At 59.8% G+C, this 23,523-nt stretch carries 18 protein-coding genes and 1 pseudogene; 7 read left to right on the top strand and 12 right to left on the bottom strand.

The annotated features are described in order from the left end of the window. Window positions 1-18 precede the first annotated feature (18 nt). From QFW87_RS04335 to mreB, 7 genes are all read right to left on the bottom strand, one after another. Window positions 19-867, bottom strand: coding sequence for a carbon-nitrogen hydrolase family protein (locus QFW87_RS04335; RefSeq protein WP_283182956.1), 849 nt, complete (start codon window positions 865-867; stop codon window positions 19-21). A gap of 82 nt (window positions 868-949) precedes the next feature. Then, window positions 950-4,753, bottom strand: coding sequence for a YhdP family protein (locus tag QFW87_RS04330; protein WP_283189896.1), 3,804 nt, complete (start codon window positions 4,751-4,753; stop codon window positions 950-952). A 75-nt stretch (window positions 4,754-4,828) separates the two neighbouring features. Further along, a complete protein-coding gene (rng, locus tag QFW87_RS04325) occupies window positions 4,829-6,286 on the bottom strand; it encodes a ribonuclease G (RefSeq protein WP_033058026.1) in 1,458 nt (485 codons plus the stop codon). 57 nt (window positions 6,287-6,343) lie between these two features. Beyond that, window positions 6,344-6,940 (bottom strand): nucleoside triphosphate pyrophosphatase, encoded by a 597-nt coding sequence (locus QFW87_RS04320; RefSeq protein WP_283189895.1) that lies wholly within the window; start codon window positions 6,938-6,940, stop codon window positions 6,344-6,346. A 201-nt stretch (window positions 6,941-7,141) separates the two neighbouring features. After that, a complete protein-coding gene (gene mreD, locus QFW87_RS04315) occupies window positions 7,142-7,633 on the bottom strand; it encodes a rod shape-determining protein MreD (protein WP_129438504.1) in 492 nt (163 codons plus the stop codon). Next, entirely contained in the window at window positions 7,633-8,790 is a 1,158-nt protein-coding gene (gene mreC, locus QFW87_RS04310) for a rod shape-determining protein MreC (protein ID WP_283190879.1), read from the bottom strand. The genes mreD and mreC overlap by 1 nt, the downstream gene beginning before the upstream one ends. A 142-nt stretch (window positions 8,791-8,932) precedes the next feature. Then, window positions 8,933-9,970 carry a rod shape-determining protein MreB gene (gene mreB / locus QFW87_RS04305; protein WP_002555108.1) on the bottom strand — a complete coding sequence of 346 codons (1,038 nt, stop codon included), beginning with the start codon at window positions 9,968-9,970 and terminating at the stop codon, window positions 8,933-8,935. 214 nt (window positions 9,971-10,184) lie between these two features. On the opposite strand from mreB, the gene gatC reads away from it, so the two are divergent. From gatC to QFW87_RS04275, 6 genes are all read left to right on the top strand, one after another. Further along, on the top strand, window positions 10,185-10,472 hold the full coding sequence (gene gatC, locus QFW87_RS04300) for an Asp-tRNA(Asn)/Glu-tRNA(Gln) amidotransferase subunit GatC (protein WP_008026876.1): 288 nt from the start codon (window positions 10,185-10,187) through the stop codon (window positions 10,470-10,472). A gap of 16 nt (window positions 10,473-10,488) precedes the next feature. Further along, window positions 10,489-11,940 (top strand): Asp-tRNA(Asn)/Glu-tRNA(Gln) amidotransferase subunit GatA, encoded by a 1,452-nt coding sequence (gene gatA, locus QFW87_RS04295; protein WP_283189894.1) that lies wholly within the window; start codon window positions 10,489-10,491, stop codon window positions 11,938-11,940. Window positions 11,941-11,950: 10 nt separating this feature from the next. After that, window positions 11,951-13,396 carry an Asp-tRNA(Asn)/Glu-tRNA(Gln) amidotransferase subunit GatB gene (gene gatB, locus QFW87_RS04290; RefSeq protein ID WP_111450415.1) on the top strand — a complete coding sequence of 482 codons (1,446 nt, stop codon included), beginning with the start codon at window positions 11,951-11,953 and terminating at the stop codon, window positions 13,394-13,396. 149 nt (window positions 13,397-13,545) lie between these two features. Further along, window positions 13,546-13,920 carry a septal ring lytic transglycosylase RlpA family protein gene (locus tag QFW87_RS04285; RefSeq protein WP_283182952.1) on the top strand — a complete coding sequence of 125 codons (375 nt, stop codon included), beginning with the start codon at window positions 13,546-13,548 and terminating at the stop codon, window positions 13,918-13,920. A gap of 50 nt (window positions 13,921-13,970) precedes the next feature. Next, window positions 13,971-15,032 (top strand): calcium/sodium antiporter, encoded by a 1,062-nt coding sequence (locus tag QFW87_RS04280; RefSeq protein WP_283189893.1) that lies wholly within the window; start codon window positions 13,971-13,973, stop codon window positions 15,030-15,032. Continuing rightward, complete coding sequence (locus tag QFW87_RS04275; RefSeq protein WP_140681567.1) at window positions 15,029-15,409, top strand: carboxymuconolactone decarboxylase family protein; 381 nt, start codon at window positions 15,029-15,031, stop codon at window positions 15,407-15,409. Before QFW87_RS04280 ends, QFW87_RS04275 begins: the two co-directional genes overlap by 4 nt. Before the next feature lie 143 nt (window positions 15,410-15,552). On the opposite strand, the gene QFW87_RS04270 is transcribed toward QFW87_RS04275, so the two are convergent. Further along, window positions 15,553-16,494 (bottom strand): AEC family transporter, encoded by a 942-nt coding sequence (locus QFW87_RS04270; protein ID WP_283189892.1) that lies wholly within the window; start codon window positions 16,492-16,494, stop codon window positions 15,553-15,555. Window positions 16,495-16,805: 311 nt separating this feature from the next. Between QFW87_RS04270 and QFW87_RS04265 the strand changes: the two are divergent. Beyond that, a pseudogene (locus tag QFW87_RS04265) lies at window positions 16,806-17,767 on the top strand (IS110 family transposase). Window positions 17,768-17,863: 96 nt separating this feature from the next. Here QFW87_RS04265 and garD read toward each other — a convergent pair. From garD to kdgD, 4 genes are all read right to left on the bottom strand, one after another. Further along, window positions 17,864-19,417 carry a galactarate dehydratase gene (garD, locus tag QFW87_RS04260; RefSeq protein WP_283189891.1) on the bottom strand — a complete coding sequence of 518 codons (1,554 nt, stop codon included), beginning with the start codon at window positions 19,415-19,417 and terminating at the stop codon, window positions 17,864-17,866. Window positions 19,418-19,428: 11 nt separating this feature from the next. Next, entirely contained in the window at window positions 19,429-20,796 is a 1,368-nt protein-coding gene (locus QFW87_RS04255; RefSeq protein WP_283189890.1) for an MFS transporter, read from the bottom strand. Window positions 20,797-20,975: 179 nt separating this feature from the next. Continuing rightward, the gene (locus QFW87_RS04250) at window positions 20,976-22,421 is read right to left on the bottom strand and encodes an aldehyde dehydrogenase family protein (RefSeq protein ID WP_283189889.1); all 1,446 of its coding nucleotides are present in this window, start codon (window positions 22,419-22,421) and stop codon (window positions 20,976-20,978) included. Between the two features lie 60 nt (window positions 22,422-22,481). Further along, window positions 22,482-23,393, bottom strand: coding sequence for a 5-dehydro-4-deoxyglucarate dehydratase (gene kdgD / locus QFW87_RS04245; RefSeq protein ID WP_283189888.1), 912 nt, complete (start codon window positions 23,391-23,393; stop codon window positions 22,482-22,484). Window positions 23,394-23,523 lie beyond the last annotated feature (130 nt).

The raw sequence follows: 23,523 nt of genomic DNA, 5'->3' as shown, positions 1-23,523 counted from the left end.
ATGCTTTACGCCTTAAATTCATCGTTCTGAGGCAGGTCGCCGGGCGCCCTGCGAGAAAAAGCGCCGGTGACTGGACACCGGCATCCGCGCCCTGATGGACGCCTGTTCGCTGCTATCGCGTTCGGCCAGCAGCACGGCCTCGCCTTGATCCTGTTGCGCCAGCACACGCCCCCACGGGTCGATTATTGCGGCATGGCCAAAGGTTTCCCGCGGCCCCGGATGCGTCCCACCCTGGGCAGCCGCGAGCACATAACATTGAGTTTCGATGGCCCGCGCGCGTATCAACACGTCCCAATGCGCCGCGCCGGTCACCGCGGTAAAGGCTGACGGGGCAGAAATCAACTCTGCACCGGCAGCGCGTAATTCGCTGTACAGCTCCGGGAAGCGCAGGTCGTAACACACTGTCAGCCCGACTCGGCCAACGGGCGTATCCGCCACGACTACCCCACTGCCATAAGCATAGTCATCGGATTCGCGATAACGCCCGCGATTGTCCGCCACATCGACGTCGAAAAGGTGCAACTTGTCATACCGTGCAACGGTTTCGCCGCGGTCATCCACCATCAGCGAGCAGGCATGCACTTTGGCCGTCGGTTGATCCACCGGCGGCAACGGCAATGTGCCGGCCACTATCCATAACTTGAGGTCGCGGGCGGTCTGTTTCAACCATGGCAGGATCGGTCCTTCACCCAACGCCTCGGCGCGGCCGATGTCGGCAATGTCGCGACGGCCCATGGCGGCGAAGTTTTCCGGCAGCACGGCAAGCTGCGCACCACTGGTCGCCGCTTGCTCGAGCAGCCGACGGGCCTGGGCCAGATTGGCCTGCACATCGCTCTGGCTGACCATTTGAATCACCGCTACAGACATGGCGCGCTCCTTCATCGCTTTTTATAAGGGCAGGCCGCCATGCTACTCCATAGGCTTGGGAAGTGCGTTTTCAAAAAGTTTGTCAAAAAGGCTTGTCAAAGGTGATTTTCGGCTCTTTCCACGGACCCTTGACGGTGTATTTGACGCTCGCGAAACGCGCTACGCGGTCACCGATCAGCTTGTCGATCAGGAACAGCGCGCCGCCGATAGCCGGTGCACCGACGATCAGCGCGGCAATCGGCAGGTTGTTGGTCACAGGCAACGTCACCAGCAACTTGGCATCGACCTTATCGCTCACCAGGTCCAGCGTCCCGTTGAGTTCGATGTTACTCGACGGACCGGTCAGCCGAATCGGCTCACGCGTCACGTATACGCCGTTGGTCGCGACCAGCAGGCCTTTGACCCGGTCGTAACTCAAGCCTTTGCCGAACAGATCGGAGAAGTCCAGACGCAGCCGGCGGCCGATGGAGTTGAAGTTCAGCAAGCCAAACACTCGCAATGCCTGGGCGCTGCCCTCAACTTCAACAAACTGGCCTTTACTCAGCGAAGCATCGAGGGTTCCAGAGAAGCGCTTGGTGGCCAGCCAGGCCGGCGAACCGGGCCAGCGACCATCGACATCCATATGAAAATCTTCACTGGTGACACTCGGCGCAAAGCCCCAACCCTTCAGTACATCGGCGAGATTCTTGCCGCTGATACGGCCCTTGTACCAACTGCTGCTGGAACCGGGCACGCCTTCCCAACCGCCGCTGCCCTGCAGGAGAATGCCTTTGAGGCCCAGATCCAGCGTATTAAGCGCAATGCCCTTGGCGATCGGACGGACTTTCAGATACCAGGCCCCGACGAGGTCCTTGCCCTGGAACAGCTGATTGATGGTGATATCCAGTGCCGGGATCTTCGTCGGATCCACCGAGGCCAGCGGATCTGGCGAGTTTTCGTCGGCCAGGACCGTCGGGGCTGGCGCCGGCAAACGCACGTATTGCAGATTGATCGCAATCGGCGCGGCTTTCGCATCGGGGATGCTGGCGCTGCCCTTGACCTGCTGGCTGTCGAGTTGCAAGGCCCACGCAGCAGGTTTGCGATTCAACTGTACGGAAGCCTGATCGAGCGTAGTGCCGACACCGCTGAGCTTGCCAATCTTGAAATCCGCACTGCTGAGCAACTGTTTGGCGTTGCCGCCCGGATCCTGGCCGGCGTACTTGTCTACCAGGTCCTTCCAGGGGCGGACATCCAGTTCCGACAAGACACCGCGCACCCGCAGGCCTTTGGCGCCGGGTAGCACGGCATTACCGCCACCCAGGAACAACTCGCCACGACCGTCGGCAAAATTGCCGGGCGGTGCCGCAAACGTGAAGTTAGCCAGCTCACCGTAATTGACCCAGTAGCGCCGCTCCGCCCCTTGCAGGGTCATGCGGAACGTGGTGTCGCGGCCGACGTCGGGCGCCATGCCGAACGGCGCCGGCAAATCGATTGCTACGCCCTTGAGGTTGGAGCTGACCATCAATTGACTGTCGGGCCCATCAAGGTTCAGTTGCAGCTGATAAGGGATCACACCGGACACTGGCAACGGCTGAGTAACACTCAGCCAGTCAGTCAGTTTCTTGACCTCGACCTGGCCCGAGGCGGCGACGCGAGTCTTGAGGTTGCCGGGGCTGCCATCGGCGAAAATCTGTGCAGTAACCGGTTTATCGAAGGCGCGCGCGGTGATGTTTTGCCCGCTCAAACCCTTGGCGCTATCGAAACGGAAATCGCCCTTGAGCTGAGTCAGTTCCAGGGTTGGCTCGGCCAGTTTCAGACGGGCCTTGGCGGTCTTGAAGTCGACGAGGATCTTCGGCTGCTCGCCTTTGACCAATGGAATGTCCAGTTTCAGTTTGCCCCGCAGATCGCCCTCGCCTTCCCAACCGGCAAAGGTGGCTGCGGTGCCGATCGGCGCTTCCTGGAGAATCTTCAGGCCATCGCCCAGCCCGCCGGCGAATCCACCGTCGAGGAACAGATGGACGTTTTGCCCCGCTGGCGCATGGGGAATATTGACGTAAATGTCGCTGACCTGGGTATTGAGCAACTGCCCCTTGCTGGCCAGAATCCGCACACCGCTGTCTTCAACAAACACGTCACCCGTGACTTTGCTGACATGTGGCCAGCCTGGCTGGAAGGCCAGTTCGGCGTCGTGAACCTTGAAGAACAGGCTGATGCTGCGGGCAGTCTCGGCGGCCCCGTGGTTCAGCGAACCCTGGTACTGGAAGAAGCCTTCGTCCACCGCACCTTTGAGAATCGCCGTACGCAGCCATTCCTCCAGCCCCGGGCTGAGCATTGTCGGCAAGTACTTGGCGGTGTAACGACCGTCGCCGTCCACCAGACCGACCCGCAGGTCCATGTAGTCTTCCTGGGTGTGGTCGAAATGCAGGCGGATCAGAAAATCGCCGGCAATCTTGCCCTCCTCGCCCAGCACCTTCAGGTATGGCGCGATCAAGGTGAAGGCTTCTTTATCGAGTTTCCAGGTCAGGCGGGCATTGGCCTGAATGTACTGCCATGGTTTGGCGAAGATCGGGTCCAGGTGCAGGGAAAAATCCTTGCTGTCCATGCGCAGCTCGCCACCGCCCAGATCACCGCTGATGCTGCCACTGACATTTCGCGCCGCTGGAGCGCCGTGATAGGCATCGAAGCCGACCCGATCCAGGTTGGCGGCAAAGCTGAACTTGCTGTCGTCGGTAGCATTGGGCCGGAAGTCGATCAGCACGTTGCGCAGGCCACCCGTCACTTTGAGTCGCTCGACGGCGGTGGCAATGCCTTCGGGCAGCGGCCCCAAGGCATTCAGTATCGGGGTGATCGGGGTGAGATCGAGGCGGTCGGCTTGCAGATGCCAAAGCTCTTCAGTCTTGTCGGTCGCCGCGTTTTGTTTGAGTTGCAGATGCGATTCCCAGCGGGTCTCGCCGAGGTTCATGGCCAGCGAATCCAGGGTGATCAGGGCGCCTTCGGAACTGCGCTGGAAATAGCCGTTGAGCGCCAGATTGTTGATCTGGATCGGCTTGCGCTCGGCGTACGCGCCCTTGAGTTGCGGCGCGTTCAAGCGAATCGCAGCACTTTGCAGGGCACCCTTGTTCCAGTTCACCCAAAGCTCGCCGCCGGCCTTGAACTCGGAAAAATTCCATTGTTGGGTCAGGCGCTCAGGCAACCATTTCGACCAGTCGCTTTGCGGCAGGCTCAAATAAGCTTCGGCCTCGCCGTCTTTCCATTCGCTGGCGCGCAGACGGGTTCGCAGACTGATCGCCATCGGTTGTCCGTCGGGCAGGGTCAAACGGGCGTCGAGTCGCTGGCGGGAGACGCCGGTTTTCAGATTCAGCCCGACGTAAGTCAGGGTCAGCGGCTGCTCTTTCAGTGGCTGCAAAGTGACTTGGCTATCGAGTACCGACAGTTGCTGAACCACCTGCATGCGATTGAGCAATTGCGCAGGATCCAGCGGCTGATCCTGCTGCACCGGCAAACCTTCCAGCGCCCAATGGCCGTCCTCACTTTCCTTGAGGCTGATCTTCAGGCCGCTGAGTTCCAGGTGAGCGATGCGCACTTCGCGAGCCATCAGACTGGCCCAAAGATCCGGCACCGCGCGCACCTGATCCAGACGCAAGGCATTGGCGCCCTCGCCGACCATTACGTCGTGAGCCAGCATGATCGGAGCAAAACCGCTCCAGTTGCCTTCCAGTTCGCCGATATTCAGCGGAATACCCAAGGCAGAGCTGGCTTTGGCCTCGACTTCGGCACGGTACTCGGCCACCAGCGGGGTCAGCTCTCGGCCGAGGCTGACGTATAGCGCCAACAACACCAACACCAACGCACACAGCCCCAGACCCCAGCGGGTCAGTGCAGCCAAAATGCGTGTCAGACGCTCCATGTCAGTTGGCTCCCATGGCAAAAATGCTGCAAAAAGCTGAGGCCAGCCGTTCTAACAGGGTTGAAATACAGCGATTCAGAGCAGCACCACGTCGTATTGTTCCTGGGAATACATGGTTTCCACCTGGAACCGGATGGTGCGTCCGATAAAACCTTCGAGCTCGGCGACATTGCCCGATTCTTCATCGAGCAAACGGTCGACCACTTTCTGGTTTGCCAATACACGATAGCCTTCCGCCTGATAGGCGCGAGCTTCTCGGAGGATTTCGCGGAAAATCTCGTAGCAAACGGTTTCCGGCGTCTTGAGCTTGCCGCGGCCCTGACAGCTGCTGCACGGCTCGCACAGCACTTGCTCAAGACTTTCACGAGTGCGCTTGCGGGTCATCTGCACCAGGCCCAACTCGGTGATGCCGATGATGTTGGTCTTGGCGTGATCGCGCTCCAGTTGCTTCTCGAGTGTGCGCAGCACCTGACGCTGATGCTCTTCGTCTTCCATGTCGATGAAGTCGATGATGATGATCCCGCCCAGGTTGCGCAGGCGCAGCTGACGAGCGATGGCGGTCGCGGCTTCGAGGTTGGTCTTGAAGATGGTTTCTTCGAGGTTGCGATGACCGACGAACGCCCCGGTGTTGACGTCGATGGTACTCATGGCTTCCGCCGGATCGACCACCAGATAACCGCCGGACTTCAGCGGGACTTTGCGCTCCAGGGCTTTCTGGATTTCGTCTTCGACGCCGTACAGGTCGAAGATCGGCCGTTCGCCAGGGTAATGCTCAAGACGATCGGCGATTTCCGGCATCAGTTCGGCGACGAACTGCGTGGTTTTCTGGAAGGTTTCCCGGGAGTCGATGCGGATCTTCTCGATCTTCGGACTCACCAGGTCACGCAAGGTGCGCAGCGCCAGGCCGAGGTCTTCGTAGATCACACTCGGCGCGCTGATGGTTTTGATCTGCTCGTTGATCTGATCCCAGAGACGACGCAGGTAGCGGATGTCCATGAGGATTTCATCGGCACCGGCACCTTCGGCAGCGGTACGCAGGATGAAGCCACCGGCCTCTTGGATGCCTTCTTTGGCCACGCAATCAGTGACCACTTGTTTGAGACGTTCGCGCTCGGCTTCGTCTTCGATCTTCAACGAAATGCCAACGTGCGCGGTGCGCGGCATGTACACCAGATAACGCGATGGAATCGACAGCTGAGTCGTCAGGCGTGCGCCTTTTGAGCCGATCGGGTCCTTGGTGACTTGCACTACCAGGCTCTGACCCTCGTGAACCAGAGCACTGATGCTTTCGACCGCAGGGCCTTCGCGCAGGGAGATTTCCGAGGCGTGAATGAACGCGGCGCGGTCCAGTCCGATGTCGACGAATGCCGCCTGCATGCCCGGCAATACCCGGACAACTTTGCCTTTATAGATGTTGCCGACGATCCCGCGCTTTTGCGTGCGCTCGACATGGACCTCTTGCAGAACACCGTTTTCAACCACCGCCACGCGCGATTCCATCGGCGTGATGTTGATCAGGATCTCTTCACTCATGGCAGGGTCTCGTTCAGGCATGTTCACGATAATGGCCGCATCTTGTCAGTACGACGCTCAACGCGCGTTAAGGGTTTGCCAACAGGGTATGCCGAAATGGCCCAGCAGCTCAGCGGTTTCGCACAGCGGTAACCCGACCACCGCCGAGTAACTGCCATTGAGCCCGGCGACAAACACCGCGCCGAGCCCTTGAATGCCGTAGCCGCCGGCCTTGTCCTGCGGCTCGCCGCTGGCCCAGTAAGCCACCGCTTCATCACGACTGATGTTGCGAAAGCGCACCAGACTGCGCACGACCCGAGACTCGCAACGCTCACCCTCTCGCACCGCAATCGCCGTCAGGACTTCATGTTCGCACCCGGACAACATCATAAGCATGGCGCACGCCTCGGCTTCATCAACCGGCTTGCCGAGAATTTTTCCGTCCAGCACCACGGCGGTGTCGGCGCCCAGCACGCAAAAATCTGCGTCGGACACGACAGTCCCGCGCCCGGCCTCGGCTTTGCCGCGCGCCAGGCGCTCGACATAGGCCGACGGGGATTCATTTTCTAACGGGGTTTCATCGATGCCCGCACTGATGGCGGAGAACGGCACGCCGATCTGCGTGAGCAGTTCACGCCGACGCGGCGAGCCTGAGGCGAGGTACAGCTGTTTCATCAAGACATCTCCCTGTTTAGTGCCCTGCCTCACAAATACTGTTCCTTTTTGGCGGCACCTGTTGTTGCCATACTGCGTTGCCGCTCCTCGCCATAGCGAGCTATGACTCGTCGCGGCGCCTTGTCTGGCAACAACAGCCACTCGCCAAAAAGGAACGTATTTGCGAGGCAGGGCACCGGTACGGGCCAATGCCTGACCGAATCAATTGATTTTGTAGCGTCGACGCAAACCGCGCAAACCGTAGCTGATCCATGGCCAGAGCAATGCACTGACTAATGCCGGCAAGACTAGCGCCAGCGTCGGCTGACGATTGCCGGTCAGGGCGCTGAGCCATAGTTGAACAAGCTGCGCGAGGCCGAAGATCACCAGGATCACCAGGCTCTGTTGCCACATTGGGAACATGCGCAGGCGTTGTTGCAGCGCCAGCACCAGGTACGTGATCAACGTCAGGATCAACGCGTTCTGACCCAACAGCGTGCCATAGAGCACGTCTTCGGCCAGGCCCAGGCACCACGCGGTGACCATCCCGACTTTCTGCGGCATGGCCAACGCCCAGAACGCCAGCAGCAGGGCCAGCCACAGCGGACGGAGGATTTCCATGAATTGTGGCAGCGGCGAAACGCTGAGCAGCATGCCTATGGCGAATGTCAGCCAGACCATCCAGTCGTTTCGGGAGGCAGTAGCACCCACCATTATTCTCGTCCCCCAGTGGTAGCCGGCGCAGAGACAGGCGGTTTGGCAGCAGACTTCACGGCAGCGGGCGGCGTGGCCGGCGGTTTAGCGACTGCAGGTTGCGTCGCAGGCGGCTTGCTGGCGGCAGGTTTCGCAGCCGCAGGGTGAGTTGCCGCAGGTTTGGGCGGGGTTGTAGCAGCAGGGGTAGCCGTCGGCGCAACCGGCGTCACGGGCGCAGCAACAGCAGCCGGGACGATGGCAGGTTTCGGCACGGTCGCTGGAATGATCGGTCCACCACCGTGCTGGTCCAAAGCCTCTTGAGCCTGGGCAGCTTCGTTGGCGCGCTCTTCGGCTGTACGACCATCGGTGAACACCAGCAGCAGGTAACGGCTACGGTTCAAGGCGGCGGTCGGTACGGCACGCACAATAGCGAACGGTTGACCGGAGTCGTGAATCACTTCCTTGACCGTCGCCACCGGGTAACCCGCCGGAAACCGCTGCCCCAGACCGGAGCTGACCAGCAGATCGCCTTCTTTTATATCGGCGGTATCGGCCACGTGACGCAGCTCCAGGCGTTCCGGGTTACCGGTACCGCTGGCAATCGCCCGCAGACCGTTGCGGTTCACCTGCACTGGAATGCTGTGAGTGGTGTCGGTCAGCAACAGCACACGAGAGGTGTACGGCATCAACTCGACCACCTGACCCATCAGGCCGCGGGCATCGAGCACCGGCTGACCGAGGACCACACCGTCGCGCTCACCTTTATTGATGATGATGCGGTGGGTGAAGGGATTGGGGTCCATGCCGATCAGCTCGGCCACTTCGACCTTCTCGTTGACCAGCGCGGAGGAGTTGAGCAACTCGCGCAGCCGAACGTTCTGCTCGGTGAGGGCGGCAAGCTTTTGCATGCGGCCCTGCAACAACAGGTTTTCGGTTTTGAGTTTTTCGTTTTCGGCGACGAGTTCGGTACGGCTGCCAAATTGGCTGGCCACACCCTGCCATAGCCGCTGCGGCAGGTCGGTGATCCAGTAAGACTGCATCAGTACCAGCGACATTTGGCTACGCACTGGCTTGAGCAGTGTGAAGCGGGCATCGACCACCATCAGCGCGACCGATAGCACGACCAGCACTAACAAGCGCACGCCCAGTGAAGGCCCTTTGGTGAAAAGCGGTTTAATAAGCCGCTCCTCCCAGGCAAATGTTCTCTTTATTCATACGGCATCAAACCGGCCTGGATGCAGACTGACAGAAGATAAACGCCAACAGGCAGCACTGCAAAGTGCTGCCTGCGCGCCAACAGCATAGATGCGTCGGGCGAGATCACTCGCTCGACAGCAGGTCCATGGTGTGTTTATCCATCATTTCCAACGCACGGCCACCGCCGCGAGCAACACAGGTCAGCGGGTCTTCGGCAACGATTACCGGCAGACCGGTTTCCTGGGCCAGCAATTTGTCGAGGTCACGCAGCAAGGCGCCACCACCGGTCAGTACCAGGCCACGCTCGGCGATATCGGAAGCCAGTTCCGGAGGCGATTGCTCCAGTGCACTTTTCACAGCCTGAACGATGGTGGCCAGGGACTCTTGCAGAGCTTCCAGCACTTCATTGGAGTTCAGGGTGAATGCGCGTGGAACGCCTTCGGCCAGATTACGGCCACGAACATCGACTTCGCGAACTTCGCCGCCCGGGTAGGCAGTACCGATTTCCTGCTTGATGCGCTCGGCCGTGGATTCGCCGATCAGGCTGCCGTAGTTGCGACGCACGTAAGTGATGATCGCTTCGTCGAAGCGGTCGCCGCCAACCCGTACGGATTCGGCGTAAACCACACCGTTCAGGGAGATCAGCGCGATTTCGGTGGTACCGCCACCGATATCGACAACCATCGAACCGCGAGCTTCTTCAACCGGCAGACCGGCACCGATCGCAGCAGCCATTGGCTCTTCGATCAGGAACACTTCACGGGCACCGGCACCGAGAGCCGATTCACGGATGGCACGACGCTCAACCTGGGTGGATTTGCACGGAACGCAGATCAACACACGAGGGCTAGGCTGCAGGAAGCTGTTTTCGTGAACCTTGTTGATAAAGTATTGCAGCATCTTTTCGCAAACGCTGAAGTCGGCGATCACACCGTCCTTCATCGGACGAATGGCAGCAATGTTGCCCGGCGTACGGCCGAGCATGCGCTTGGCCTCGGTGCCGACAGCAACGACACTTTTCTGGTTACCGTGTGTCCGAATAGCCACAACCGAGGGCTCATTCAGGACGATACCGCGCTCGCGCACGTAAATAAGGGTGTTGGCAGTGCCCAGGTCAATGGAAAGATCGCTGGAAAACATGCCACGCAGTTTCTTGAACATGGGAAAGGGACCCTAGGCAACGCGTGGGTAAAAAAGTGCGGCAAACTCTAACAACGACAGGGATTTTGGGCAAGGCGCCAATATGTTAAATTGGCCGCTTTTCTGTGCACCAACCCCCACAATCGCGGCCTTATGACCGTAGAAATGCGGTAGTGTTCCGACAATCTAACACACGGATAGCATCCGTTCTGTTTTCCTTCCACTGGAGAATCCCATGACGCTTGAACGCTCCGACGTGGAAAAAATCGCTCATCTGGCCTGCCTTGGCCTTAATGATGCCGATCTTCCACACATCACTTCGGCCCTGAACAGCATTCTGGGGCTGGTCGACGAAATGCAGGCGGTCAATACCGATGGTATCGAGCCGCTCGCCCACCCACTGGAAGCCAGCCAGCGCCTGCGTGCAGACGTCGTGACCGAGACCAATCATCGCGAGGCCTATCAGTCCATCGCACCAGCGGTCGAAAACGGCCTGTACCTGGTTCCGAAAGTCATCGACTAAAGGGAAAGAGCCTGCAATGCATCAATTGACTCTGGCCGAGATCGCCCGCGGTCTCGCCGATAAAAAGTTTTCTTCCGAAGAGCTGACCAAAACCCTGCTGGCGCGTATCGCCCAGCTCGACCCTCAGCTCAACAGTTTCATCAGCCTCACCGAAGACCTGGCGCTCCAGCAGGCGAAAGCCGCTGACGCACGCCGGGCCAATGGTGAGAGCGGCGCCCTGCTCGGTGCGCCTATCGCCCACAAAGACCTGTTCTGCACCCAGGGCATTCGCACCAGCTGCGGCTCGAAGATGCTCGACAACTTTAAAGCACCGTACGACGCCACCGTGGTCGCCAAGCTGGCCGCCGCGGGTGCCGTGACGCTGGGCAAGACCAACATGGACGAATTCGCCATGGGTTCGGCCAACGAGTCGAGCTACTACGGCGCAGTGAAAAACCCGTGGAACCTGGAACATGTTCCAGGTGGCTCGTCTGGCGGTTCGGCGGCTGCGGTTGCCGCTCGTCTGTTGCCGGCGGCGACGGGCACTGACACCGGCGGCTCGATTCGTCAGCCCGCCGCGCTGACCAACCTCACTGGCCTGAAACCGACATACGGTCGCGTTTCGCGCTGGGGCATGATCGCCTACGCGTCCAGCCTCGACCAGGGCGGCCCATTGGCCCGCACCGCCGAAGACTGCGCGATCCTGCTACAAGGCATGGCCGGTTTCGACCCGCAGGACTCCACCAGCATCGACGAGCCGGTGCCTGATTACAGCGCCAGCCTCAACGGTTCGCTGCAAGGCCTGCGCATCGGCGTGCCGAAGGAATACTTCAGCGCAGGTCTCGACCCGCGTATCGCCGAGCTGATCCACAACAGCGTCAAGGAGCTGGAAAAGCTCGGTGCCGTGGTCAAGGAAATCAGCCTGCCGAACATGCAGCACGCAATCCCTGCTTACTACGTGATCGCCCCGGCAGAAGCCTCTTCCAACCTGTCGCGTTTCGACGGCGTGCGTTTTGGCTATCGCTGCGAAGACCCGAAAAACCTGGAAGACCTGTACAAGCGTTCCCGTGGCGAAGGTTTCGGCGCGGAAGTGCAGCGCCGGATCATGGTCGGTGCTTACGCGCTGTCGGCCGGTTACTACGATGCCTATTACCTGAAGGCCCAGAAGATTCGTCGTTTGATCAAAAACGACTTCATGGCTGCCTTCAATGAGGTCGACATCATCCTCGGCCCAACCACGCCGAACCCGGCCTGGAAGCTCGGCGCCAAGAATAGCGACCCGGTCGCTGCGTACCTGGAAGACGTCTACACCATCACCGCCAACCTCGCCGGTCTGCCGGGCTTGTCCATGCCAGCCGGTTTTGTCGATGGTCTGCCGGTCGGCGTGCAATTGCTCGCCCCGTATTTCCAGGAAGGCCGTTTGCTCAACGTTGCGCACCAGTATCAGTTGAACACTGACTGGCACACCCGCACCCCAACCGGCTTCTGAGGAGAAACACATGCAATGGGAAGTCGTGATCGGGCTGGAGATTCACACCCAGCTCACCACCCGGTCGAAAATCTTTTCCGGTAGCTCCACCACTTTCGGTTCCGAGCCGAACACCCAGGCCAGCCTGGTTGACCTCGGTATGCCCGGCGTATTGCCGGTGCTGAACCAGGAAGCGGTGCGCATGGCGGTGATGTTCGGTCTCGCGATTGATGCCGAGATCGGCCAGCACAACGTGTTCGCCCGTAAAAACTATTTCTATCCGGACCTGCCCAAGGGCTATCAGATCAGCCAGATGGAATTGCCGATCGTTGGCAAAGGCCACCTGGACATCGCGCTGGAAGACGGCACGGTCAAGCGCGTCGGCATCACCCGCGCGCACCTGGAAGAAGACGCCGGTAAAAGTCTGCACGAAGAATTCAGCGGCGCCACCGGCATCGACCTGAACCGCGCCGGCACGCCGCTGCTGGAAATCGTTTCCGAGCCGGACATGCGCAGTGCCAAGGAAGCCGTGGCTTACGTCAAGGCTGTCCACGCGCTCGTTCGCTACCTGGGCATTTGCGACGGCAACATGGCCGAAGGCTCGCTGCGTTGCGACTGCAACGTGTCGATCCGTCCGAAAGGCCAGGTTGAATTCGGCACTCGCTGCGAGATCAAGAACGTCAACTCGTTCCGTTTCATCGAGAAGGCGATCAACACCGAAGTGCAGCGCCAGATCGAACTGATCGAAGACGGCGGCAGGGTGATCCAGCAGACCCGCCTGTACGATCCGAACAAGGACGAAACCCGTCCGATGCGCAGCAAAGAGGAAGCCAACGACTACCGTTACTTCCCCGATCCGGACCTGCTGCCGGTGGTCATCGAAGACTCGTTCCTCGACGACGTGCGCGCCACCCTGCCGGAACTGCCACCGCAGAAACGCGAGCGCTTCCAGGCGCAGTTCGGTCTGTCGGTCTACGACGCCAGCGTCCTGGCCACCAGCCGCGAGCAAGCCGATTACTTCGAGAAAGTCGTGAGCATCGGCGGCGACGCCAAACTGGCGGCCAACTGGGTGATGGTTGAATTGGGCAGTCTGTTGAACAAACAGGGCCTGGACATCGATCAGTCGCCGGTCTCGGCCGAGCAACTGGGCGGCATGCTGCTGCGCATCACCGACAACACCATCTCCGGCAAAATCGCCAAGGTGGTGTTTGAGGCCATGGCCAACGGCGAAGGCAGCGCGGACGAGATCATCGACAAGCGCGGCCTCAAGCAAGTGACCGACACGGGTGCGATTTCGGCAGTGTTGGACGAAATGCTCGCGGCCAACGCCGAACAAGTTGAACAGTACCGCGCGGCAGACGAAGCCAAACGCGGCAAGATGTTCGGCTTCTTCGTCGGCCAGGCCATGAAAGCCTCCAAAGGCAAGGCCAACCCGCAACAGGTTAACGAACTGCTGAAAAGCAAGCTCGAAGGCTGATCGCAATGGAGCCAGTTTTAAAGCCTGGCTCTACCCCTTGTGGGAGCGAGCCTGCTCGCGATGACGGCGGCACATCCATCATTGATGTGACTGACAGTCCGCCATCGCGAGCAGGCTCGCTCCCACATTTGTTTTTGGGAACTTTCTAAATGAAGCGTCTGCTCAGTGCCTTCGCCCTGTTCTCTCTGCTGGCCGGTTGCGCCAGCACCGATGCCATCGATCCACACGGTTACAACAAGACTGGCGTTGCCTCGTATTACGGCGCCAAACACCATGGCAAACGCACCGCCAGTGGCGAGCGTTTCAACAAGAATTCCCTGACCGCTGCCCATCGCCAGTTGCCGTTCGGCACCCGGGTGAAGATTACCAACCTGAATAACGACAGGTCCTGCGTGGTGCGCATCAACGACCGCGGGCCATACTCTCGTGGGCGCCTGATCGACGTGTCACGTGAAGCGGCCGAACAGTTGGGCATGCTACGCAGTGGCACCGCGAAGGTTCGCGTGCAAGCCCTCGACGACTGATAGACGGAGCACCGACCATTTTCGGACTTGCCGATATACCCCTGATCAGCGTGATTGAATTGCTCAGCGGCTTGCTGTTGCTGATCGCCGGCGCTGAGTTGATGGTGCGCGCCGCCGTGCGCCTCGCCGCGCGCCTGCATGTACGACCGCTGATTATCGGCCTGACCATCGTCGCCCTCGGCAGCAGCGCACCGCAGATGGCGGTCAGCCTGCAAGCGACCCTGGCGCAGAACGCCGACATCGCCGTCGGCAGCGTGATCGGCAGTAGCATCTTCAACATCCTCGTCACCCTCGGATTCTCGGCGCTGATCATCCCGTTGCGGGTTTCACGGCAACTGGTGCGCCTGGATATTCCGCTGATGATCGGCGCCAGTCTTTTGGTGTTCGTATTGGCGTGGAACGAAGAACTGACCCGCGCCGATGGCGTGTTGCTGCTCGCGGCACTGGTGCTGTATCTGGGCCTGCTGCTGCGCCAGTCGCGGCACTCGACCCGCCCGCAATCGACGACCCACGAAGTCCCGCAAGCGCCATGGATCAGCAGCCTGCTGATGATCGTCGTGGGTTTGGCGATGCTGGTCTACGCCGGGCACTTGCTGTTGGGCGCAGCGGTTTCGGTCGCGACCGATCTGGGGTTGTCGGAGCGGATCATCGGCCTGACCATCGTCGCCGTCAGCACCTCCCTGCCGGAACTGGCCACCTCGTTGATCGCCGCCTTGCGTGGTGAGCGCGAGATCGCCGTGGGCAACGTGATCGGCAGCAACCTGTTCAACCTCTTGGGCGTGCTGGGTTTCACCGCATTGATCGCTCCGACACCGCTGTCGGTATCGCCCAACGCCCTGGATTTCGACTTGCCGGTGATGCTCGGCGTCGCGGTGCTGTGCCTGCCGGTGTTTTATTCCGGTTACCGGGTGACCCGCGCCGAAGGTCTGCTGTTTTTGGGTTTGTATCTGGCTTACGGTCTGCACGTGGTGTCATTCACCACCGGCATGCCGCTGGCCGGCAAGCTTGAACATCTGATGCTGTTTTTTGTCCTGCCGGCGCTGATGGCGTTTTTGCTGTTCACGTCGCTGCGCGCCTGGCGTCGCCAACACCACAATAAGGAATTGCCATGACCGATGATAAAAAGCCTGGGGTTGAAGTCCGCCGCCAAGTGATGGGCGACGCCTTCGTCGACCGCGCGCTGGGCAATGCCACCGAGTTCACGCAACCGCTGCAGGATTTCGTCAACGAACACGCCTGGGGCAGCGTCTGGAACCGCGAAGGTTTGCCATTGAAAACCCGCAGCCTGATCACCCTCGCCGCGCTGACCGCGTTGAAGTGCCCGCAGGAATTGAAAGGTCACGTGCGCGGTGCGCTGAACAATGGCTGCACCGTGGAAGAGATTCGTGAAGCGCTGCTGCATTGCGCGGTGTATGCCGGTGTTCCGGCGGCCATCGATGCGTTTCGGGCGGCGCAGGAAGTGATCGACAGCTACCAGAAGCCGGAGTAACAGGCTGGCGTTTGTAGTGTAAGAAAGATTGCTATCGTCGGAACGCCGCCCGGAGCAGGCTCGCTCCCACAGTTGAAATGCATTCCCACGTGGGAGCGAGCCTGCTCGCGATGAGGCCCTGAAGAACACCGAAAATCCCGGAGCTAAATCCACCCGCCCCACTGCAACAGGAAGATCCCGATGTTGGTGGTGACCGCCGCCATCAATGTGGTGATCACGATGATCGCTGCCGCCAGTTCATGATTGCCATTGGCCTGACGGGCCATGACAAAACTGGCCGCGGCGGTCGGGCTGCCGAAGTACAGGAACAGTATCCCCAACTCCGCACCACGAAAGCCCCAGAGCCACGCCCCCAGTGTCGCCAGCACAGGCAGGCCGATCATCTTCACCAGGCTTGAGCTCAGCGCCATATTGCCGCTTTTGCGCAGGGCCGCCAGCGACAGCGTGCCGCCAATGCAGATCAGCGCCAACGGCAAGGTGGTTTGCGCCAGGTATTGGCCGGACGTCTCCAGCCATCCCGGCAAGCTGATCTTGAAGTAGGCAAATGGCGCCGCAACCAACACGCTGATGATCAGCGGATTGACCATCACGCTTTTGCAGATGCTCCAAGGGTCGGACTTGATCACCGGGCTGTAAACCGCCAGCACAATGGTCGAGAGCGTGTTGTAAAACAAGATCACCAACGCCGCGAGAATCGCCCCGAGGGATATCCCGTAGTCGCCGTACATGCTTGCCGCCAGTGCGAGGCCGATGACCCCGTTATTGCCGCGAAAAGCGCCCTGGGTGTAGATCCCCCGGTCTTCCCTCGGGCACTTCCAGATCGCCCAGCCCCAGGCGATGGCAAAACACACCAGCGTCGCCAGCGAGAAATAGATCAGCAGCGCCGGTTGCAACGCGGCGTGCAGGTCGGCATGCAGGATGCCCAGAAACAGCAACGCCGGCATGGTGACGTTGAACACCAGGGCCGACGCAGTGTGGATAAAGTTGTCGTTGATCCAGTCGATGCGCTTGAGCAGCGCCCCCAGAAACAGCATGGCAAACACCGGCGCGGTGATGTTCAGGGTTTCGAAGAAGATAGCCAGCATGCCAGGGGTAACCTTGGGTGAGCGTCGTTAGGGGGCTAATGATAAGCCAGCAAGTCCCTCGGCGTCTGTTAGGCCGCTATCGTCGGAACGCCGCCCGGAGCAAGCTCGCTTGTATGTTTAGACTTGAAGGGGTGGGCGGGACTAAAAGCTCGATTCTGACTCTGACCAGTACAGACCGTGGGAGACTTCTCATCCCGCCCCTTCTACCCAAAGCGCCGATAAGGAATTCATCGGTAAAACCGACGATAGAGGCAAGCCAGCGCAACGGTAGACCCCGACAAGCTCTTAAACCCTAGCTCCGAGGATTCGTCATGACAATCCTTACTTCGCAGACGGTGGTTGGCGTCGATATCGCCAAGGCCGAAATAGTTGTCTATCGCTCCGACCGGCTAACCACTGACACCATCAAGAACGATCGAACAGCCCTCAAACGCTGGCTTAAAACATTGCCCGCCCAAAGCGCTATCGCCGTTGAAGCCACCAACATCTACCACCTGGACACCGTCGAGCTGGCCCATGCGATGGGGCACCAGGTCTATGTCGTGGATGCTTATCGGGTGAGCAACTATCGCCGCGGCATCGGCCAACGAGCCAAGAACGATCCCTGCGATGCCCGTCTGCTGGCGCGTTATTTGACGAACGAACAAGACGGACTGCGGATCTGGAGCCCACCACCCAAGGCCTACACCTCGCTGAAAAGCCTGCTCCACAGACGTGCAACGCTGATCCAGAACCATGCCGGTCTGATGCTGAGCTGGGCCAATGAACCCTTGTTGAAGAAAGTACAGAGCGCCCAGCAAAAGGCCTTCAAGCAAGCGGATCAGGCCATTCAGAAACTGCTGCGCAAGGTCAGCAAAGAGGCGGGTATTGAAGAGAATATCGACCGCTGCAAAGCCATCGAAGGGGTTGGCGAACTGACTGCAACCGGGTTGGCGACGACCTTTATGCGCGGTGATTTTGCCAATAGTGATGCGTTCATCGCGTTTCTAGGGATGGACCTTACGGTCGATGACTCCGGGAAGAAGAACGGCCCCCGGCACCTGACAAAAAAAGGGGATCCGGAAGTCCGCCGGTTGGCTTACAACGCCGCAATGGCAGCCTGTCGCTCAGCTAAATGGAAACCGTTTTACGAGTCGTATTTGGCAAGAGGCTTCTCGAAAACCCAGGCCTTGGTGGCCCTTGCCCGGAAACTCTGCCGGGTGGCATTTGCCCTGATGAAAAATCAGAGCGAATACCACCCGGCCTGAGGTTGCGGGGTTGCCCTGCAACATAGAATCTCCCACATTTGTCCAGCGTCGATCACAAAATCTGTGTACGAAGAAGATCCACTGTGGGAGCGAGGCTGCTCGCGATGAACGATAACGCGGTATCAGGTGATCGGTGCAGGGTTGAACAAGGTAATGTCGTTATGCAGTTTGTGCTTCTCCGCCCACGTCTGCTTCTTGCCGCTGGCCACATCCAGGTAGTAGTGAAGCAACTCCCAGCCAAGGTCCTCAATCGACGCCCGCCCGGTCGCAATCCGTCCGGCATCGATGTCGATCAGGTCTGGCCAACGCTGCGCCAGCTCGGTCCGGGTCGACACCTTCACTACCGGCGCCATCGCCAAACCATACGGCGTGCCACGCCCGGTGGTGAACACGTGCAGGTTCATCCCCGCCGCCAGTTGCAACGTCCCGCAGACAAAGTCACTGGCAGGGGTCGCACAGAAGATCAGCCCTTTGCGCTTGAAGCGCTCGCCAGGGCCAAGCACCCCGTTGATCGCGCTGCTGCCGGATTTGACGATCGAGCCCAGGGACTTCTCGACAATGTTCGACAACCCGCCCTTCTTGTTCCCCGGTGTGGTGTTGGCGCTGCGATCCGCTTCGCCCTTGGCCAGGTAACGGTCGTACCAGTCCATCTCGCGCACCAGTTCCTGAGCGACTTCTTCTGTTTCCGCACGTGAAGTCAGCAGGTAAATCGCGTCGCGCACTTCGGTGACTTCGGAAAACATCACCGTCGCACCCGCGCGCAATAACAGGTCCGAGGCATAACCCAACGCAGGGTTGGCGGTGATCCCGGAAAACGCATCGCTGCCGCCGCACTGCATACCGAGAATCAGCTCGGACGCCGGCACGGTTTCCCGGCGACGCTGATCGAGCTTCTTCAAACGGGTCTCGGCCAGCGCCATGATCTGCTCGATCATCTCGGTGAAACCGTGACTGGAATCCTGCAAGCGGTACAACCACGGATCGCTCAAATCCACCGAGCTGTCGTTCTCGTGCATCACCTGCCCGGCCTGCAGTTTCTCGCAGCCAAGGCTGATCACCAACGCTTCGCCACCCAGGTTCGGGTTGCGCGCCAGGTTGCGCACCGTGCGGATCGGGATGTACGCGTCAGTCGCGGTAATCGCCACGCCGCAGCCGTAGCTGTGAGTCAGTGCGACCACGTCATCGACGTTCGGGTACTTGGGCAGCAACTCGTCCTTGATGCGCTTGACCGCGTGATCAAGCACGCCGGTGACGCACTGAACCGTCGTGGTAATCCCGAGAATGTTGCGCGTGCCGACGGTGCCGTCGGCGTTGCGATAACCCTCGAACGTGAAGCCTTCCAGCGGTGCCTGCGCCGCCGGCACTTCGGTGGACAGCGGCAAGCTGTCCAGCGGTGGCGCGGTGGGCATGCGCAGTTGATCTTCCTTGACCCAGCTACCGCGCGGAATCGGCTGCAACGCGTAGCCAATGGTCTGCCCGTAACGAATCACCTGGCCACCCACGGGAATGTCTTCCAGGGTGACCTTGTGGCTCTGTGGCACGAAGTCCACGGTGACCAGGCCGCCCGGAAATTCGGTACCGGCCGGCACGCCTTGGTCATTGACCACGATCACTACGTTGTCCCGCTCGTGCAGGCGGATGTAGCGCGGCGAGTCGGAATGTTCAATCAACTGCATGACGCCGCTCCTCAGGAATGCGCTTGAGACAATTTGTTATTGGTTTCAGGACCGCTGACTGGCGGTTCCTTGAGTACCACACGCTTGATCGGACCGACGATCACCAGGTAACTGAACACTGCGACCAGCGCGTTGCAACCGACAAACACCAGCGCCCATTTGAACGAACCGGTGGAGCTGATGATGTAGCCGATGACAATCGGGGTGGTGATCGAAGCGATGTTGCCGAAGGTGTTGAACAAGCCACCGCTGAGACCAGCAATCTGTTTTGGCGAGGTGTCAGACACCACGGCCCAACCCAGCGCACCCACGCCTTTGCCGAAGAACGCCAGGGCCATGAAGCCGACGACCATCCATTCAACGTCAACGTAGTTGCAGGCCACGATGCTGCTGGAGACCAGCAAGCCAGCAATGATCGGCGCCTTGCGGGCGAAGGTCAGGGAATGGCCCTTGCGCAGCAGGTAGTCGGAAATCACGCCGCCGAGCACACCACCAATAAAGCCGCAGATCGCCGGCAACGAGGCGATGAAACCGGCCTTGAGGATGGTCATGCCGCGTTCTTGCACCAGGTACACCGGGAACCAGGTCAGGAAGAAGTAGGTGATGCCGTTGATGCAGTATTGGCCCAGATACACACCGAGCATCATGCGGTTGGTCAGCAACTGGCGGATGTAGTCCCACTTCGGACCGTCTCCCTTTTTGCCTTTGCCTTTGTCCTGGTCCATGTCGACCATGCCGCCGTTGTCGGCGATGTGCTTGAACTCGGCGTCATTGATCATCGGATGCTGACGCGGGCTGTAGATCACCTTCAGCCAGATCCCCGAGAAGATGATGCCAATCACGCCCATGACGATGAACACATGCTGCCAGCCGAAGCTGTAAACGATCCAGCCCATCAGCGGCGCAAACAGCACCGTGGCGAAGTACTGCGCCGAGTTGAAGATCGCAGACGCCGTACCGCGTTCAGCGGTCGGAAACCATGTCGCAACAATGCGTGCGTTACCGGGGAAGGATGGCGCTTCGGCCAGGCCCACCAGGAAGCGCAGCATGAACAGCGCAACCACCGCCGTGGACATGCCGAACTCACCGACATAGCCCTGCAGCACGGTGAACAGCGACCAGGTGAAGATGCTGAGCGCGTAGATTTTTTTCGAGCCGAAACGGTCCAGCAACCAGCCACCGGGAATTTGCCCGGCCACGTAGGCCCAACCGAATGCGGAGAAGATGTAACCGAGGGTGACCGCGTCGATGCCGAGGTCTTTTTGCAGGCTGGAGCCCGCGATGGCGATGGTAGCCCGGTCGGCGTAGTTGATCGTGGTCACCAGAAAAAGCATGAGCAAAATCAAATAGCGGACGCGGGTCGGCTTGGTCGCTTGCATGTAGATGTACTCCCACTGATTATTTTTATGCGCGGGTGAAACTGTTTATCCCTGTAGCAGCTGTTGAGTGAAACGAGGCTGCGATCTTTTGATCTTCAGAAGCAAAGATCGCAGCCTCGTTTCACTCGACAGCTCCTACAGGGGTTGCGGTATCGATGCCGATACCGCGGTGTTTCCTGTCAGGAGCCGATGTAGCTAGTCTTCACCACGGTGTAGAACTCTTGCGCGTAGCGACCTTGCTCGCGGGAGCCATAGGATGAACCTTTACGCCCACCGAATGGAACGTGGTAATCCACGCCCGCCGTCGGCAGATTGACCATCACCATCCCGGCCTGGGAGTGACGTTTGAAGTGGTTGGCGTACTTCAACGACGTGGTGGCGATGCCCGCCGACAGACCGAATTCGGTGTCGTTGGCCATGGCCAGCGCGGCCTCGTAATCCGCTACGCGAACCACGTTGGCCACCGGGCCGAAGATCTCTTCGCGGCTGATGCGCATCGCAGCTTCGCTGTCGGCAAACAGGGTTGGCGCGAGGTAGTAACCTTCGGTGTCGCAGGTCACCAGACCACCGCCGCTGACCAGACGTGCGCCTTCGGACTGGCCGATGTCGATGTACTTCAAGTCCTGTTCAAGCTGAGCTTGGGATACCACCGGACCGATGTCGGTACCGGTTTTCAGCGCGTGACCGACCTTGATCGACTTCATGCGCTCGGCCACAGCTTCGACGAACTTGTCGTGAATCCCGGCGGTGACGATGAAGCGGCTCGAGGCAGTGCAACGCTGGCCGGTGGAGTAGAACGCGCTCTGTACCGACAGCTCGACCGCTTGCTTGAGGTCGGCGTCGTCGAGAATGATCTGCGGATTCTTGCCACCCATTTCCAGCTGAACCTTGGCCTGACGCGACACGCAGTTGACCGCGATCTGACGACCGACACCCACGGAACCGGTGAAGCTGATGCCATCGACTTTTGGACTCTGCACCAGCGCATCGCCCACCACACGACCGCTGCCCATCACCAGGTTGAACACGCCGGCCGGGAAGCCTGCGCGGGAGATGATTTCGGCCAGCGCCCAGGCGCAACCCGGCACCAGATCGGCCGGCTTCAGCACGACGCAGTTACCGTAGGCCAGGGCCGGGGCGATTTTCCACGCAGGGATCGCGATCGGGAAGTTCCACGGGGTGATCAGGCCAACGACGCCCAATGCTTCGCGAGTGACTTCGACGTTCACACCCGGGCGCACCGACGGCAGGTAGTCGCCGGACAGGCGCAGGCACTCACCGGCGAAGAACTTGAAGATGTTGCCGGCGCGAGTCACTTCGCCGATGGCTTCGGGCAGGGTCTTGCCCTCTTCCCGAGCCAGCAAGGTGCCGAGCTCTTCGCGACGCGCGAGGATTTCGGTACCGACTTTATCCAGCGAATCGTGACGCGCCTGAATGCCCGAAGTGGACCAGGCCGGGAACGCAGCGCGAGCGGCGTCGATGGCGGCGTGAACCTGAGCGAGATCAGCTTTGGCGTATTCGCCGATGGTGTCGGACAACTCCGACGGGTTGATGTTGGTGGAGTAGTCGGCGCCGGCAACCCATTGGCCACCGATGTAGTTATCAAAACGCTTTGCATCTGCCACGAGATGTTCTCCTCACGCAAAAGGCCGCTGATTGCTCAGCGGCCTTATTAATTGGGTGTGTTACTGCGCACCTTGCTTGTCGATCAGCGCGGCCAGAGCTTCGTACTCTTCTGGCAGCAGATCGGTCAGCGGTGCACGCACAGGACCTGCGTCATAGCCGGCAATTTTTGCCCCGGCCTTGACTATGCTCACGGCGTAACCGGCTTTGCGGTTACGGATGTCCAGGTATGGCAGGAAGAAGTCGTCGATGATCTTGCCGACGGTGGCGTGATCTTCACGGGCAATGGCGTGGTAGAAATCCATCGCGGTTTTCGGGATGAAGTTGAACACCGCCGAGGAGTAAACCGGTACGCCCAGTGCCTTGTAGGCTGCGGCGTAGACTTCGGCGGTCGGCAAACCGCCCAGGTAGCTGAAGCGATCACCGAGGCGGCGACGGATCGACACCATCAACTCGATATCGCCCAGACCGTCCTTGTAGCCGATCAGGTTTGGGCAGCGCTCAGCCAGACACTCCAGCAGCGGCGCGGTCAGGCGGCAGACGTTGCGGTTGTAAACCACCACGCCGATTTTCACCGATTTGCACACGGCTTCAACATGGGCGGCAACGCCGTCCTGGCTAGCTTCGGTCAGGTAGTGCGGCAGCAACAACAGACCTTTGGCGCCCAGACGCTCGGCTTCCTGTGCGTATTCGATGGCTTGACGAGTCGAACCGCCAACGCCGGCCAGAATCGGCACGCTGGTTTCGCAGGTGTCGACGGCAGTCTTGATGATTTCCGAATATTCGCTGGCCGCCAGAGAGAAGAACTCACCGGTGCCGCCCGCGGCGAACAATGCCGAGGCGCCGTATGGGGCCAGCCATTCGAGACGTTTGATGTAGCCCGCGCGATGGAAGTCGCCCTGAGCATTGAAATCGGTAACCGGGAAAGACAGCAGACCGGAAGAGAGGATGGACTTCAGTTCTTGTGGATTCATTATTCGAACACCCTGGATAGCGACGTATGTGTGTGAGAAAACCGTTCAGCCTGCGCCGAAGTTGTAGGTCATCGTACAACTTAAATAATAACCGTCAACTGCATTTCATCGCCAACCGCAGAATTTGAGT

This window comes from Pseudomonas sp. PMCC200344 (assembly GCF_030053095.1).
In the GTDB taxonomy this organism is placed as follows: Bacteria; Pseudomonadota; Gammaproteobacteria; order Pseudomonadales; family Pseudomonadaceae; genus Aquipseudomonas; species Aquipseudomonas svalbardensis.
This window is presented reverse-complemented; position numbering and strand designations above follow the sequence as displayed.